The organism is Gordonia malaquae (assembly GCF_037148075.1).
In the GTDB taxonomy this organism is placed as follows: Bacteria; Actinomycetota; Actinomycetes; order Mycobacteriales; family Mycobacteriaceae; genus Gordonia; species Gordonia malaquae.
This window is the reverse complement of record NZ_JBBCUB010000004.1, coordinates 293,230-307,019: the sequence shown is the minus strand read 5'-3', so window position 1 is coordinate 307,019 and position 13,790 is coordinate 293,230. Positions and strand designations below refer to the sequence as shown.

The window sequence follows — 13,790 nt, the reverse complement described above, 5'->3', positions numbered from 1 at the left end:
ATGCACGGCATGAGTCAGTTCACGCAGTCCTTGGCCGAACTCGATCCCGATGTGGCTGCCGCCATGAACGGTGAGCTGTCCCGTCAGCGCGACACCCTCGAGATGATCGCGTCGGAGAACTTCGTCCCGCGCGCGGTGCTTCAGGCGCAGGGCAGCGTCCTGACCAACAAGTACGCCGAGGGCTACCCGGGTCGCCGCTACTACGGCGGCTGCGAGTACGTCGACGTCGTCGAGGACATCGCACGCAACCGGGCCAAGGAACTGTTCGGCGCCGAGTTCGCCAACGTTCAGCCGCACGCAGGAGCCCAGGCCAACGCTGCCGTCCTGCAGGCACTGATGGAGCCGGGCGAGACGCTGCTCGGTCTCGACCTGGCGCACGGCGGTCACCTGACGCACGGCATGCGACTGAACTTCTCGGGCAAGCTGTACGAGAACGCCTTCTACGGCGTCAGCAAGGAAGACTTCCGCATCGACATGGACGAGGTGCGCAGGATCGCCCTCGACACCAAGCCGAAGGTGATCGTCGCAGGCTGGTCCGCCTACCCGCGCACGCTCGACTTCGCGGCCTTCCGGTCGATCGCCGACGAGGTCGGCGCACACCTGTGGGTCGACATGGCGCACTTCGCGGGTCTCGTCGCCGCCGGTCTGCACCCGAACCCGGTCGAGTACGCCGATGTCGTCTCGACCACCGTCCACAAGACCCTCGGTGGTCCCCGCTCGGGCATGATCCTGGCGAAGAAGGAGTGGGCCAAGAAGCTCAACTCCGCAGTCTTCCCCGGTCAGCAGGGTGGTCCGCTCATGCATGCCGTCGCTGCCAAGGCCGTCGCGCTCAAGGTCGCCGCGAGCGACGAGTTCGCCGAGCGCCAGCGTCGCACGCTTTCCGGTGCGAAGATCCTCGCCGACCGCCTCCTCGGAGACGACGTCGCCAAGGCCGGCATCACAGTGCTGACCGGAGGCACCGACGTCCACCTCGTGCTGGTCGATCTGCGCGACTCCGATCTCGACGGTCAGCAGGCTGAAGACCTTCTCCATGAGATCGGCATCACCGTCAACCGGAACGCCGTGCCGTTCGATCCGCGTCCGCCGATGGTCACCTCCGGCCTGCGCATCGGCACTCCTGCGCTCGCGACACGCGGTTTCGGCGACACCGAGTTCACCGAGGTAGCCGACATCATCGGCACTGCGCTCGCAGCAGGCAAGGACGCCGACGTCGCGTCGCTGCGCGCTCGTGTCAGCGCTCTCGCGCTCGACTTCCCGCTGTACGAAGGTCTCGAGGACTGGGGCTTGATGAGCGGTGTGAAGTAAGGTGGCGCCCGTGTCAGTACTGAGCGAAGACGAGTTGATCACCGCGCTGGAGAAGGCTCTCCCCGAGATCGCCGAAGAACACGCGGCCGCTGCGCTCGCGTGGAACCCGGGCGACTGGGTGCCGTGGGACAAGGGACGCAACTTCGCGTTCCTCGGCGGCGAAGACTTCCAGCCCGGCGACGAGACGCTGAACGAGACGGCTGCCGCAGGTCTGCTCGCGTTGCTGCTGATGAAGGACAACCTGCCGTCCTTCCATCGCGTGATCTCGATGTTCTTCCCGCCGTTCTCCGACTGGCGGCAGCTCGTCGGAACGTGGACCGCGGAGGACAACCGTCACGCGATCGTGCTGCGCGACTACCTGGTCGTGACCCGGGCGACCGACCCGGTCGACGCCGAGAACCGTCGTCGAATCCACGTCGTCGCAGGCTGGCGTCAGACACCCGAAGAGGTCGACTCGCTCGGTCCGCTCGACGTCCTCGCGCTGCTCGCAGTGCACGAGAACCAGTGTGATCACTTCATCGGCAAGCTCCTCGAGCACGCCGACGATCCCGACCTGAAGAACATCCTGGAGAAGATCCGTCACGACGACGCCGCACAGGCCTCGTTCTTCCAGGCGTTCCTGGTCGCCGGAGCCGTTGCCGACCAGGAGGCGACCGTGCTCGCTGTCGACCGTGCGCTGGCAGGCATCGAACACATCGGTGACGACGTCGCCGACTTCGACGCCCAGCGCGCACTCATCAGCGACTTCGAGGACGCCGCATCCGACGCAGCGATCGCCCGTCGCCTCGCCGACGCACTCAAGATCGACAGCCTGCAGAGCCTCTCCGACGAGGCCGAAGCAGCCCGCGCTCGCATCCTGGATCGCGCCGGCAGCAACTGACTGTCGATCACCCGACATACCCGACGAAGCCCACGGGCTAGAGTCCTCGTAAGAGGGGGTTCTAGCTGTGGGTTTCTTCATTCTCCTAGGCATTGTGGTGGTCGGCTTCGCCGTGTGGCAGATCGTCGATCCGCGTGGTCTCTGGCGGGCGACGGAGTCGTGGAAGTTCCGCGATCCGGATGCCAACGAGCCGAGCGACGTCGCGTACGGGCTGGCTCGCATCGGCGGGGTTGTCGGAATCATCGCGGTGGTCGTCTGCGGGTGGTTGATCTATGACACGAGCCGGTCGGACAACCGGAACGCGGACCGTTCGCCTCGGCCGACGTACTCGTCGCCCCCGTTCACGTACCCGAAGCCGAGCAGGGTCGACCTCGGTGCGGGCAGGATGGTCGGCTACCGATACCCGAGTGAACTGACTCTGGAGTTCGTTGTGCTCGAAGCGGATTCGCCGTGGCAGACCAGCTGCGTCACCGGGGTCGGGGTGTACGAGCACACTAACGCCGTCGTCGTCTCGGTGAGTCGGTCTTTCACCGACTTCCGCGGAGAGTCCGGATCGAGCGTCGACGAAGCCGAGCAGTGTTCGGACGAGGCTCCCCGTGCGCTCACCCGCAAGCTCGACCGCCCTGTCGGGAACCGCCCGATCCTCACCGCCGCACCGCTCGTCGATCCGGTGTCGGTGGGTCTGCGGTTCGGTCCGCGGATCCGTCCGACCCCATTGGTGGAGGTGCTGACGCCGGGTGTGGTCCAGACTCAACACCCCGTCCGGATCGACCCGTCATGGAAATCCGTTCCGCTGCTCGCCGCGGAGTGAGTCAGCCCGCGATGAGTCGTTCGAGCGCGCTCTTGTGCGCCTCGAACGCCTTCTTGCCGTCGCGGGTGATCTTGTAGGTCGTCGAACCGCCGCGACCCCGAGACTTGGTCGCGCTGACGTATCCGGCCTCGATGAGTGCGGCCATCTGTTTGGACAGGTCGGAGTCGCTGACAGCGAGGTGGTCACGCAGGAACGCGAAGTCGGTGGTCGTCGCGTTGCTCAATACGGCGAGCGCCGCGAGTCGTTTCGGGGGAGTCAGAACGGGGTCGAGATCGCCGAGCGGGCCGCTCATCCGAGGCGCTTCCGGACAGCGCGGGCGGCACGCGCATACGCTGCTTCGTAGGCGGCGATACCGACAGTGACCAGGATGAACGTCGCGATGACCCCGGCCGTCGGCTCCCACATTCCCATGGGGATCACGATCGCTGCGATCACCACGACGCCAACACCGTACGAGAGCATCGGGCCGCGCAGTTCGCGCGGCGCGCCGGTCAGCCTCGGCATCGTCCCGCGGACTCGTGTGTGCCACGAGACGAATGCGCCTACCAGTGCGATCAGAACGACCATCGCCGGGATCGCGTACTTCGTGTCTGGTCGGTACCAGACGATCGCCGCCAGCGCGGTGAACCAGGCGCCGACCGCAGGCGAGTACCAGAGGGGAGTCGCCGGGTAGTCGACGAACGGAGCGGCGGCCGCGCGCTCGGCTTCGCGGAGAGCGTCTCGCGCCGCCTGTGGATCCGGTGTAGTTTCCATATTGGAAAATATAGAGAGTGCTTTCTGGTTTGGCAAGTACTGATTCTTCTGGTTACACGCTGTTCACCGACACGCTGACTGGCATTCGCCGATGGTCGGTGTGACCCGGCGTACGTTTGGCCTTGACGGGCCGTGGGGAAGCGGTTCGTTCGGGAGGTTCGATTCGTGGACGATCACGTCACGAGAGGACCGGCCCCGGTCCTCGCCGACGTCGGCTGACACCGACACCAGGCAAGGACCGACCGGCCGGAGAAACTCGGACCGCGCGGGAGCCGCGCGGCGCCAAGGAGCCTTGACGTGACCGCACGCACCTACGTCCTCGACACCTCCGTACTGCTCTCCGACCCGTGGGCGGTGACTCGGTTCGCCGAGCATCACGTAGTCCTCCCACTCGTTGTGATCAGCGAACTCGAGGGCAAACGGCATCACAGTGAACTCGGCTGGTTCGCCCGCCAAGCCCTCCGTCTACTCGACGACATGCGCGTCGAGCACGGTCGACTCGACGAGCCGCTGCCTGTGGGTGACCTCGGCGGAACAGTCCAGGTGGAGCTCAATCACACGGATCCGGCCGTCCTGCCGGCCGGATTCCGCAACGACACCAACGACTCCCGCATCCTTGCGTGCGCACTCAATCTGCGGGCGGAGGGACGCGACGTGACCCTCGTGTCCAAGGACACGCCGCTGCGAGTCAAGGCCGGCGCAGTCGGGCTCGCCGCCGACGAGTACCACGCGCAAGACGTGGTCGTGTCGGGTTGGACGGGAATGGATGAGCTCGACGTTCTCGACTCCGACATCGACACTCTCTTCGCCGACGGAGTCGTGGACGTCGACGAGGCCCGCGACCTGCCGTGCCACACCGGCGTTCGGATGGTCGGAGCGTCGTCGGGCAGTGCGCTCGGCCGCGTCACGGACACGAAGCAGGTCCAGTTGGTCCGCGGTGATCGTGAGGTGTTCGGTCTGCGTGGACGATCGGCCGAGCAGCGCGTCGCGCTCGACCTGCTTCTCGACGAGTCGGTCGGCATCGTCTCTCTCGGCGGCAAGGCGGGCACCGGCAAGTCGGCACTCGCGCTGTGTGCCGGCCTGGAAGCGGTGCTCGAGCGACGGACGCAGCGGAAGGTCGTGGTCTTCCGTCCGCTCTACGCGGTCGGTGGACAGAATCTCGGTTACCTGCCCGGGAGCGAGTCGGACAAGATGGGGCCCTGGGCGCAGGCCGTCTTCGACACACTCGAAGGACTGGTATCCACCGAGGTCATCGATGAGGTGCTCTCCCGCGGGATGCTCGAAGTGCTGCCCCTGACCCACATCCGCGGCCGCTCCCTGCACGACTCGTTCGTCATCGTCGATGAAGCGCAGTCGTTGGAGCGGAACGTGCTGCTCACCGTGCTGTCGCGGCTCGGTTCTGGTTCTCGTGTCGTCCTGACGCACGACGTCGCCCAGCGCGACAACCTCCGGGTCGGACGCCACGACGGCGTCGCCGCCGTCATCGAGAAGCTCAAGGGGCACCCGCTCTTCGCCCACATCACCCTGACTCGCAGCGAACGCTCGCCGATCGCCGCTCTGGTCACGGACATGCTCGAGGAGTTCGCTCCCGGCGCGCCCTGATCATGTTTAAGGTTCCCCGGATTGGGTCAATCGCGGGGCTTCGGCTCTGATCTCACGATTTCCGGGGAACCTTAAACACGGCGGCGATTGGGCCTCGAATGTAGGCCCGCGGCAACGGCCCGCTGAATGTCTGTGAGGCTGTGCGCCCAGTCGAAGACGATGTCGTCGTAGGTGTACCGGAGCGTGTGGTAGCCGATCCGGAAGGTTCTGCGATCGCGAGTTCGGTCGTGCTGGAACGACTTCCGGTCGCCGTGGTACTCCCATCCATCGATCTCGATGATCAGCCAGTCGCCGATGAGGAGGTCGACCCTGTCATCGTCGGTGACCTCGACTTGAATCCGCACCGGCAGGCGTAGGTCCATCAGGCGAAGGCGGGCCATGGTCTCTGGGCCTGACTCCGCATCGCCGTCGCAGCGGCTGAGTGCTCGAGCGATGGCGGTCGGCGCGTCCCGGAACTGGTACTCGAGTTGGTCCCATGTCATGAGCCTGCGGTTCAGGATCGAGTCGCAGGCGACGATGAAGCCCTCGGTATCCAGGCATCGTGCGGCATGCTTTATCGCCGTGGGCACGTCATCGATCGCTTCCGCGGTGGGGGTCGGTCGTCCGAACTGGCGGCAGAAGGGGCCCTTTCGATTGCGGGTGGCCCACGAATCGGCGCGAACGTGCACGTCGGGGCCTTCGGGCACCCAGACTCCGTGATGCTCCAGTGCGCTGACGCAACTCAGGACTCCTCCTCGTTGTATCGCCGCGACGAGGTTCTGTGAGACTTCGCCGAGTTGGTACCAGCCGCGTCGAAGCTGCCGCGCGTACTCGAGTCTGATGAGTTCGGCGAGACCGGTCCTGCCGACCATCGCGATGAGCTGGGCTGTGGTGTAGACGCCGTGGCGAATGGGGTCCATGTCGCCCACTTTGCGCCCGTTTCGGGAGGAATTGGGCGGTAGCCGAGGGCTGTGGACAACTGATTGGCGGTGTCCACAGGTTTAACGTTCCCCGGAATCGGGCTATGTGATGTGATATCGCCGTTCTGCGGCGAAATCGGGGAACATTAAACGCCGCGGAGGATCGAGACCGCAAAATCGGCGTCGTCGCGCCAGGGTTTCACGTCCCAGGTTGAGAGACGGAGGTCGAGGGTCAGGCCTGCGGCGGCGACCGCGTCGTCAAAGGTGGCGATGCTCAGCTTGTCGGTGTGGAACCCGACCGCGATGAATCCGTCGGCTGCCAGGTGTTCGCGGAGTCGGCGCAGTACGAGGGCTTCGGTTTCCGGCGCGACGAACGCGAGGACATTTCCGGCGCAGACGATCGCGTCGAATCGGCGGCGATTTCCCGACTGATCGAGCAGGTCGAGGGTCGACAGGTCTTGGACCTGCCAATCGGGACCCGGATGGTCGGCGATCGCCGCGTCGATCAGGATCGGGTCCACATCGACGCCGACCACTTCGTGGCCGACCTCGTGGAGGTAACCGCCGACGCGGCCGGGTCCGCACCCCGCGTCGAGGATCCGAGAACTGCGACCCACCATCGCGTCGATGAGGCGGGCTTCGCCGACGAGGTCTGCGCCGTCGGCGGCCATCGTGCGGAATCGGTCGACGTACCACTCGCTGTGTCCGGGCTTGGTGTCGGTGATCCAGCGGGGCAGGGGAGGAGTGGTCATGACTTCGACCATAGCCGCGGTGCTGCAGCATTGCGGAAAGGTGACGATGCTCTCCTGAGGTGGCGTATGCCCGGATGTCGCTGGCACACTGAGATGATGCTGAAGTTACTGATGAGGCGAGTGTGGCAGTTGGGACTACTGGCGACGGCGGCTGTCGTTGCGCTGGTGGTCGGGACGGGATCGGCGTCCGCCGCGCCGGCGACCCCCGCTCCCGCCCCCGGAGCGTCGGACATCACGACGCTGATCGAGACCATCCTGAAGTCGTTGAACGTCCCCGGCCTGCCCGGTGGAACCACCCCGCAGGCCGCCGACGCGACCAAGCAGATGGTCGTGGTCACCGCACCGGTCGCGACGTCACAGACGGCGACGTTGACGGCGTTCGAGAAGGACGACGCAGGCGTCTGGAAGCCGGTCATCGGGCCGACGAAGGCGTGGCTCGGTGAGAAGGGCATGGGCAAGGCGCAGGACAACGTCTACCGCACCCCGCAGGGCACCTTCCCGCTGGATCAGGCGTTCGGCCGTCAGGAGAACCCGGGCACCAAGATGCCGTACTTCAAGGCAGACACGCAGGACTGGTGGGATTCGGACCCCAAGTCGCCGACCTACAACACTCACGTCCGCCAGGCGCAGAGCCCGGGCGGCGACAGTGAGAACCTCTACAACATGGGCCCGGTGTACGACTACGCGGTCAACGTCGCGCACAACCCCAACCGGGTCCCGGGCGACGCGTCGGCGATCTTCCTGCACGTGAGCGACAACCAGCCGACGTGGGGGTGCATCGCGATCGAGCGGCAGAAGATGATCGACGTCCTCAAGTGGCTCGACCCGACGAAGAGCCCGAAGATCACGATCGGCGTGAACGTCGACGCGCCGAAGGACGCTCCGGCACCCGAGGCGAGCCCGAACGGCGACATCATCGGCGGAGTCCTCGGCAACCTCGCCGCTCTCATCCCCGACACATTGAAGGGCTTGATCCCCACCACGAGTTGACGGTTGATTGCCGTCAGCAGAAACCCACACGAACCTTTCAGCGAGCCGAGGCCGTACGCGACACACGCGTGCGGCCTCGGCCCTATGGTGGGGCCATGATCACAAACGTTTCGTTGACGAGCATCTGGGTCAAGAACATCGACGAGTCGAAGGCGTTCTACACCGACGTCCTCGGATTCGACCTCCGAGAGGACATGACGATGGGCGACTTCCGGTGGTGCACGGTGTCGCACCCGACGCAGCCGGAGCTGGCCATTCACCTCACCACGCCGAGCGCGCCGCTGCCCGACTACCTGATCTCCGCGATGATTCGCGCGCAGGACGAGAACGGTCTGCCCGCGCTTGGACTGAACGTGGAAGACTGCCGAGCCACCGTCGACGACTTGAAGGCCAAGGGCGTCGAGTTCCTGCAAGAGCCCGAGGATCGCCCGTACGGAGTCGAGGCCATCATGCGGGACAACTCCGGGAACTGGCTGGTCCTCGTCGAGCCGCGCGAGTACACCGACGCTGATTTCGAAGGCGTCGACCTCGGCTAGCGAGCTGCGCGCAGCAGTTCCAATCCTGTCGCGCGGGCAGCCGGGAAGCCGTCGATCGGGCCGGTCGACCGCTCGACCTGAGCCGCAGCCTGCTCCGCGACGGGCGTCGACGGATCGAGTACCTCCAGATACACGCGGTGGCATTCGAGGGCGCGAACAGCCGCGTCGGTGAACCCTTCGACGTCCACTGCATGCGTTGCACCAGGTCCGTTGCAGTACAGCGGACCCGGGCCGTCATAGGCGTCGACGACGGCCTGTGCGAACTCCATGTGATCACGCTGGTTGGGGAGACCGGGACCCCATTCGGCGCCGCCGTACAGGCTGACGACGACATCCGGATCGATCCGCGCCACCGTTTCGGCGACCTTCGCCCGCAATTCGGCGGTGTTGAAGATCTCGCTGTCCGGGAAGCCCCAGAACTCCACCTCGGTGACGCCGACTTCCGCCGCCGACGCGATCTGCTCGCCTTCTCTGAGCGGGCCCGCCTCGGCCGGCGCTATCCCCTCGATTCCCATCTCGCCGCTCGTCGCGAGGGCGTAGACCACCCGCTTGCCCTGCGACGTCCACCGCGCGACGGCGGCAGCCAGGCCGTATTCGGGATCGTCGGGATGTGCGACGAGGATCAGAGCTGTGGACCAATTCTCCGGGACAGTTTCGATCATGGGCCCACCGTACGCCGGAGTCAGTCGATCAGTCCCCGGTCGCGGGCCGCGGCGATCACCTTGGTGCGACTGTTGACGCCGAGTTTGTCAAAGATGTGGACGAGGTGGGATTTCACGGTCGCCTCGGAGATGACCAGGCGACGGGCGATCTCCCGATTGGTCCCGCCTGCGGCGAGCTGTTCGACGATCTCGAGCTCCCGGCCGGTCAGCGCCGTGTCCGGTGACGTCACGCGGGAGAGCAGGCGGGCGGCGATCGCCGGCCCGAGGACGGTCTCGCCTGCGGCGGCGGAACGTATCGCGGCTGTCAGGACGTCGGGTGCCGCATCTTTCAGCAGGTATCCGACGGCGCCGGCGTCGACGGCTCGGACGATGTCGACGTCCGACTGGTAGGTGGTCAAGATGAGGACGTTCGGCGGGTCGGCGAGCGCGCGGATCGACTGCGTCGCGTACACACCGTCGGCCGTGGGGTCTGCGCCGTGCAACCGCAGGTCCATGAGGACGACGTCGAGGAGGGTTCCGGTCGCGGTGTCGACGGCTTCGGCGGCGGTGCCCGCTTCGGCGACGACGGTGATGTCGGGGACGGATCCGAGGACGGCTCGCAATCCTGCGCGGACCACCGGGTGATCGTCGACGATCATGACGCGGATCATGCGAGCGGTCCGATCGGAATGCGCGCGTGCACCGTCGTCCCTCCACCCGGTGTGGCGTCGACACTCACCTCACCGCCACAGCGCGACACACGTGATCGCATCGCTCGAAGCCCAAAACCTGAACCGTCCCCGCGAGAGCCGATCCCGACACCGTCGTCCACCACATCCACATGGACTTCGCCGGGCAGCCACGTCAACGTCACGGCGGCGGACGTCGCATCGGCGTGACGTCGGACGTTGAGGACAGCTTCCTGGACGGTCCGCAGGAGCGTGCGTTCGACGTCCTCGGACACGTCGAGAGGGGTGCCGTGCTCGGCGAAGACGGCGGGCACTCCTGCGTCTGTCAGCAGGGCGGCCTGCCGAGTCAAGGCTTCCGGCAGCCCACCCGCGGGTGCGGGACCGTCGATGCCGGACAGGAATCGACGCGACTCGATCAGCGCGGCCTGCGCGGTGTCGAGGGCGGCGTCGGGCTGTCCGGCGCGCAGCAGCATGATGATGCTCGCGAGGTACTGTCCGACGCCGTCGTGGATCTCGCCGCCGAGTCGATCGCGTTCGGCCAGCACGCCTGCTTCTCGCTGCTGCGCCGCGAGTTCGTCACGCGTGAGGACCAACTCGTCGACCAGCCGGTCGCGCTCGGAGACCATGGCGGCGATCCGGGTGAACGCCTCGGTGACGGCGACGGCCGTTGCGATGCCGATCGTCGGCCCGATCACGCCACCGACCGTGAAACCCTGCGTCACCCAGACACCGGCGACGGACACGATCGCGATTACGACGGCGGCGCCTGCCGCGACCGCGCGAGGAAGGAACCGCCAGCAGAGGATCGCCAGGACGAACGCCAGCCACACGAAGTCGTCAGATGCGCACACCAGGGCGATCCAGCCGGCGGTCAACGTCATCGCCCACAGTCCGGCACGCTCGCGGCGGCCTCGAGCCGACGCGACCGCTCCCACGACGTACCACCCCGCGACGAGCGCGGCCAGGACCAACGGAACCACGGGGTGCGGTCCGGTCGACGACTTCACCACGCCCACCGCGAGCAACGTCGCGAACAGGACGTGGCCGCCCCATTCGGCGTAGCGGTCGGTGGTGCGGTCGTCGGTCACTCTCCCAGTATCGCTGCCGGACGCAGAGCACCTCGACGAGTGCACCTTTTGATGGATGCGAAGACGACCCGTGCGGGCGATGCGGAGCGGTGCCGTTCGACGCGAGGCTGGAGGGACCACTGAACGACAGGAGAGAGACGTGTACATCGGATGGCGCGAGATCCGCGACGCCAGAGGACGATTCACACTGATCACAGGTGTGATCGCGGTACTGACGTTGATGGTGGTGATGCTGTCGTCACTCGCCGCCGGGCTCGACAACGAGTCGACGTCCGCAGTCCGCGCACTGCCCGGCGACGTGCGTACACAGACCGCAGCCGACGGCGCGGCGTCGTCGCTCACCGACAGTCGAGTCGCCCCGATCGCAGGTGTTCCGGCACTCGGCGTCGCGACCACGCGCATCACCGTGGGGGAGCGGGCGGCCGCCGTGTCGGCCTTCGGGTTCTCCGACGTCGACACCGTCACCGTCGACCCGTCCACGGCATCGGCTCTCGGCCTCACCGCCGGATCGACAGCGACCATCGGAAACACGCCCGTCCGCGTCGACACGATCGCCGATGTCGGCAAGTACGCGCACACGCCGGTCCTGAGGATGCCGCTGAGTCTCTGGCATGAAGCGACCGGACGTGACGCCGCATCGGCTCTGCTCACCGACCAGGACGTCCCCGGAACTGTGAGGGCCGCGCACAGCGACCTGCCGTCACTCGTCCCCGGCTACAGCTCCGAACACTCGTCGCTGCTCATGATCCAGGCACTGCTCGTGGGCGTCTCGGCGATCGTCGTCGGCGGCTTCTTCGCCGTCTGGACCGGCCAGCGAGTGCGTGCGCTCGCGGTGGTCCGAGCGATGGGTGCGAGTCGTCGCTACCTGCTGCGGGACGGACTCGGCCAAGCAGCCGCGGTGCTCGGAGTCGGACTCGTCGTCGGGCTCTCCAGCGGATCGGTCGGCGCGTGGATCGCATCGTCGGCAGTTCCGATCGCTCTGGACCTGACGGCCACCGCAGGTCTCGTCGCAGGCATGGCGGTGCTCGGCATGGCCGGTGCGGGACTTGCCCTCAGACCGCTGGTCCGCGTGGATCCGCTCATCGCACTCAACCGATAGGAGCGACGAATGTCCCTCGAAATCACCGACGTCACACTCACCTACCCGGATGGGGACGGGGCGCGCCTCACCGCCGTCGACGACGTCTCGCTGGCCGTTCCGCGTGGTCGCCTCGTCGGCCTCACCGGGCCGTCCGGATGTGGGAAGTCGAGCGTCCTGTCGGTCGCCGGCACCCTCGTCGCGCCCGACTCCGGCCGGGTTGTCGTGGACGGTGTCGACGTGACCGACTCGACCGAAGAACAACGTGCTGCGGTGCGGCGCACCAGAATCGGCTTCGTCTTTCAGCACGACAACCTGTTGCCCGATCTGACAGCGCTCGAACAGGTTCTCCTGCCAGTGCACATCGCGGGAGGTCGGCCCGCGGCCGCGAAGTCGCGTGCCCGTGATCTCCTGGCCGATGTCGGCCTGGTCGACGCGATGGACCGTCGGCCGCATCAACTGTCCGGCGGCATGCGGCAGCGAGTGAACATCGCACGCGCGCTCATCGGCGATCCCGGACTGCTGCTCGCCGACGAACCGACGTCAGCCCTCGATTCGCACCGCGCAGCGGAGACGATGGCACTGTTGACCAGGCTCGTTCGGGAGAGAGGCATCGCCGCGTTGCTCGTCACGCACGATCACCGTGCACTCGACGATGCCGACGACGTTCTCGTGATGCTCGACGGGAAGTTGGATCCCGTGAGGGTCTGAACACAAGCCAGGCCTCGACCGGTTCGGTCGAGGCCTGGCTGATGCGTGTGTGACTATAGGTCGATGCGCGCGAACTCGCGGAGCTTCGACGTCTGGTGGACGGCCTCGACGGTGCGGACCGTGCCCGACTTGCTGCGCATGACCAACGAACGGGTGGTGGCGCCGTTGGGGCGGTAGGTGACGCCGCGGAGCATGTCGCCGTTGGTCACGCCGGTGGCGCAGAAGAAGGAGTTCTCGCCGCTGACGAGGATCTCGTTGGTGAGCACACGATCGAGGTCGTGACCTGCGTCGATGGCCTTCTGGCGCTCAGCTTCGTCCTTCGGCCACAGCTTGCCCTGGATCTCGCCGCCCATGCACTTCATGGCGACGGCGCTGATGATGCCCTCGGGGGTGCCGCCGATGCCCATCAGCATGTCGACCGTGCTGTAGTCGCCCGCCGCGGCGATCGCGCCGGCGACGTCTCCGTCGGAGATCAGTCGGATCTTCGCGCCTGCTTCGCGGATCTCGGAGATCAACTCTGCGTGACGCGGGCGGTCGAGGACGACGACGGTCAGGTCGGCGACGTCGATGCCCTTGGCTGCGGCGACGGAGTTGATGTTCCACTCGACCGACTGATCGATGTCGATGGCGCCCTTGGCGGCCGGGCCGACGGCGATCTTGTTCATGTAGAACACTGCGGACGGGTCGAACATGGTGCCGCGCTCGGAGACCGCGATCACTGCGATCGAGTTCGGGCGGCCCTCGGCCATCAGCGTGGTGCCGTCGATCGGGTCGACGGCCACGTCGACCTCGGGGCCCTCGCCGTTTCCGACGACCTCGCCGTTGTACAGCATCGGCGCTTCGTCCTTCTCGCCCTCGCCGATGACGACGGTGCCGCGCATCGAGACCGTCGAGAGGAGTTCACGCATCGCGTCGACAGCCGCGCCGTCGCCGCTGTTCTTGTCGCCGCGTCCAACCCAGCGGCCTGCAGCGAGCGCTGCCGCCTCGGTGACTCGAACGAGTTCCATCGCGAGATTACGATCGGGTGCTTCCTTCGACGACATGTGACTCCACTC

Annotated in this window: 16 protein-coding genes; 8 read left to right on the top strand and 8 right to left on the bottom strand. The window is 66.6% G+C overall.

Annotated elements, in window-relative coordinates; translation table 11 throughout:
- The first annotated feature begins 9 nt into the window (after window positions 1-9).
- From glyA to WFK36_RS15845, 3 genes are all read left to right on the top strand, one after another.
- The gene (glyA, locus tag WFK36_RS15855; RefSeq protein WP_336792825.1) at window positions 10-1,305 is read left to right on the top strand and encodes a serine hydroxymethyltransferase; all 1,296 of its coding nucleotides are present in this window, start codon (window positions 10-12) and stop codon (window positions 1,303-1,305) included.
- 10 nt (window positions 1,306-1,315) lie between these two features.
- The gene (locus WFK36_RS15850; RefSeq protein ID WP_336792824.1) at window positions 1,316-2,185 is read left to right on the top strand and encodes an acyl-ACP desaturase; all 870 of its coding nucleotides are present in this window, start codon (window positions 1,316-1,318) and stop codon (window positions 2,183-2,185) included.
- Between the two features lie 67 nt (window positions 2,186-2,252).
- Window positions 2,253-2,996 carry a DUF6199 family natural product biosynthesis protein gene (locus WFK36_RS15845; protein ID WP_336792823.1) on the top strand — a complete coding sequence of 248 codons (744 nt, stop codon included), beginning with the start codon at window positions 2,253-2,255 and terminating at the stop codon, window positions 2,994-2,996.
- A gap of 1 nt (window position 2,997) precedes the next feature.
- Here WFK36_RS15845 and WFK36_RS15840 read toward each other — a convergent pair whose 3' ends face one another.
- Window positions 2,998-3,288 (bottom strand): transcriptional regulator, encoded by a 291-nt coding sequence (locus WFK36_RS15840; RefSeq protein ID WP_008379717.1) that lies wholly within the window; start codon window positions 3,286-3,288, stop codon window positions 2,998-3,000.
- Window positions 3,285-3,749 carry a hypothetical protein gene (locus WFK36_RS15835; RefSeq protein ID WP_336792822.1) on the bottom strand — a complete coding sequence of 155 codons (465 nt, stop codon included), beginning with the start codon at window positions 3,747-3,749 and terminating at the stop codon, window positions 3,285-3,287. Before WFK36_RS15835 ends, WFK36_RS15840 begins: the two co-directional genes overlap by 4 nt.
- 297 nt (window positions 3,750-4,046) lie before the next feature.
- On the opposite strand from WFK36_RS15835, the gene WFK36_RS15830 reads away from it, so the two are divergent.
- Window positions 4,047-5,351 carry a PhoH family protein gene (locus WFK36_RS15830; protein ID WP_336792821.1) on the top strand — a complete coding sequence of 435 codons (1,305 nt, stop codon included), beginning with the start codon at window positions 4,047-4,049 and terminating at the stop codon, window positions 5,349-5,351.
- 71 nt (window positions 5,352-5,422) lie between these two features.
- On the opposite strand, the gene WFK36_RS15825 is transcribed toward WFK36_RS15830, so the two are convergent.
- Window positions 5,423-6,250: a DUF559 domain-containing protein gene (locus WFK36_RS15825; RefSeq protein ID WP_336792820.1), complete on the bottom strand. Its 828-nt coding sequence runs from the start codon at window positions 6,248-6,250 to the stop codon at window positions 5,423-5,425.
- 146 nt (window positions 6,251-6,396) lie between these two features.
- Window positions 6,397-7,002 carry a class I SAM-dependent methyltransferase gene (locus tag WFK36_RS15820; RefSeq protein WP_336792819.1) on the bottom strand — a complete coding sequence of 202 codons (606 nt, stop codon included), beginning with the start codon at window positions 7,000-7,002 and terminating at the stop codon, window positions 6,397-6,399.
- 111 nt (window positions 7,003-7,113) lie between these two features.
- On the opposite strand from WFK36_RS15820, the gene WFK36_RS15815 reads away from it, so the two are divergent.
- Together WFK36_RS15815 and WFK36_RS15810 are read left to right on the top strand one after the other, a co-directional pair.
- Window positions 7,114-7,992 carry a L,D-transpeptidase family protein gene (locus WFK36_RS15815; protein WP_336792817.1) on the top strand — a complete coding sequence of 293 codons (879 nt, stop codon included), beginning with the start codon at window positions 7,114-7,116 and terminating at the stop codon, window positions 7,990-7,992.
- Between the two features lie 95 nt (window positions 7,993-8,087).
- Window positions 8,088-8,528, top strand: a complete 441-nt coding sequence (locus WFK36_RS15810; protein WP_336792814.1) for a VOC family protein — start codon at window positions 8,088-8,090, stop codon at window positions 8,526-8,528.
- Here WFK36_RS15810 and WFK36_RS15805 read toward each other — a convergent pair.
- Genes WFK36_RS15805 through WFK36_RS15795 form a run of 3 tightly spaced genes read right to left on the bottom strand, consistent with a single transcriptional unit; the run spans window position 8,525 to window position 10,946 of the window.
- Window positions 8,525-9,190, bottom strand: coding sequence for a PIG-L deacetylase family protein (locus WFK36_RS15805; protein ID WP_336792813.1), 666 nt, complete (start codon window positions 9,188-9,190; stop codon window positions 8,525-8,527). The two genes, WFK36_RS15810 and WFK36_RS15805, sit on opposite strands and share 4 nt — an antisense overlap.
- Before the next feature lie 20 nt (window positions 9,191-9,210).
- A complete protein-coding gene (locus tag WFK36_RS15800; RefSeq protein ID WP_008379732.1) occupies window positions 9,211-9,840 on the bottom strand; it encodes a response regulator in 630 nt (209 codons plus the stop codon).
- Window positions 9,837-10,946 (bottom strand): sensor histidine kinase, encoded by a 1,110-nt coding sequence (locus tag WFK36_RS15795; protein WP_336792811.1) that lies wholly within the window; start codon window positions 10,944-10,946, stop codon window positions 9,837-9,839. The genes WFK36_RS15800 and WFK36_RS15795 overlap by 4 nt, the downstream gene beginning before the upstream one ends.
- 139 nt (window positions 10,947-11,085) lie before the next feature.
- Between WFK36_RS15795 and WFK36_RS15790 the strand changes: the two genes are divergently transcribed.
- Window positions 11,086-12,045: an ABC transporter permease gene (locus WFK36_RS15790; protein ID WP_336792809.1), complete on the top strand. Its 960-nt coding sequence runs from the start codon at window positions 11,086-11,088 to the stop codon at window positions 12,043-12,045.
- A gap of 9 nt (window positions 12,046-12,054) precedes the next feature.
- The gene (locus WFK36_RS15785; protein WP_336792808.1) at window positions 12,055-12,735 is read left to right on the top strand and encodes an ABC transporter ATP-binding protein; all 681 of its coding nucleotides are present in this window, start codon (window positions 12,055-12,057) and stop codon (window positions 12,733-12,735) included.
- 53 nt (window positions 12,736-12,788) lie between these two features.
- Here the strand turns inward: WFK36_RS15785 and glpX are convergent, their stop codons facing one another.
- Complete coding sequence (gene glpX / locus WFK36_RS15780) at window positions 12,789-13,778, bottom strand: class II fructose-bisphosphatase (protein WP_008379736.1); 990 nt, start codon at window positions 13,776-13,778, stop codon at window positions 12,789-12,791.
- Window positions 13,779-13,790 lie beyond the last annotated feature (12 nt).

What these genes read in the sequence shown, in the direction of transcription:
- glyA (WP_336792825.1), top strand. Translation starts at nt 10, where the DNA reads ATGAGTCAGTTCACGCAGTCCTTGGCCGAACTCGATCCCGATGTGGCT.
- WFK36_RS15840 (WP_008379717.1), bottom strand. Translation starts at nt 3,288, where the DNA reads ATGAGCGGCCCGCTCGGCGATCTCGACCCCGTTCTGACTCCCCCGAAA.
- WFK36_RS15835 (WP_336792822.1), bottom strand. Translation starts at nt 3,749, where the DNA reads ATGGAAACTACACCGGATCCACAGGCGGCGCGAGACGCTCTCCGCGAA.
- WFK36_RS15825 (WP_336792820.1), bottom strand. Translation starts at nt 6,250, where the DNA reads ATGGACCCCATTCGCCACGGCGTCTACACCACAGCCCAGCTCATCGCG.
- WFK36_RS15820 (WP_336792819.1), bottom strand. Translation starts at nt 7,002, where the DNA reads ATGACCACTCCTCCCCTGCCCCGCTGGATCACCGACACCAAGCCCGGA.
- WFK36_RS15815 (WP_336792817.1), top strand. Translation starts at nt 7,114, where the DNA reads ATGAGGCGAGTGTGGCAGTTGGGACTACTGGCGACGGCGGCTGTCGTT.
- WFK36_RS15810 (WP_336792814.1), top strand. Translation starts at nt 8,088, where the DNA reads ATGATCACAAACGTTTCGTTGACGAGCATCTGGGTCAAGAACATCGAC.
- WFK36_RS15805 (WP_336792813.1), bottom strand. Translation starts at nt 9,190, where the DNA reads ATGATCGAAACTGTCCCGGAGAATTGGTCCACAGCTCTGATCCTCGTC.
- WFK36_RS15800 (WP_008379732.1), bottom strand. Translation starts at nt 9,840, where the DNA reads ATGATCCGCGTCATGATCGTCGACGATCACCCGGTGGTCCGCGCAGGA.
- WFK36_RS15785 (WP_336792808.1), top strand. Translation starts at nt 12,055, where the DNA reads ATGTCCCTCGAAATCACCGACGTCACACTCACCTACCCGGATGGGGAC.
- glpX (WP_008379736.1), bottom strand. Translation starts at nt 13,778, where the DNA reads ATGTCGTCGAAGGAAGCACCCGATCGTAATCTCGCGATGGAACTCGTT.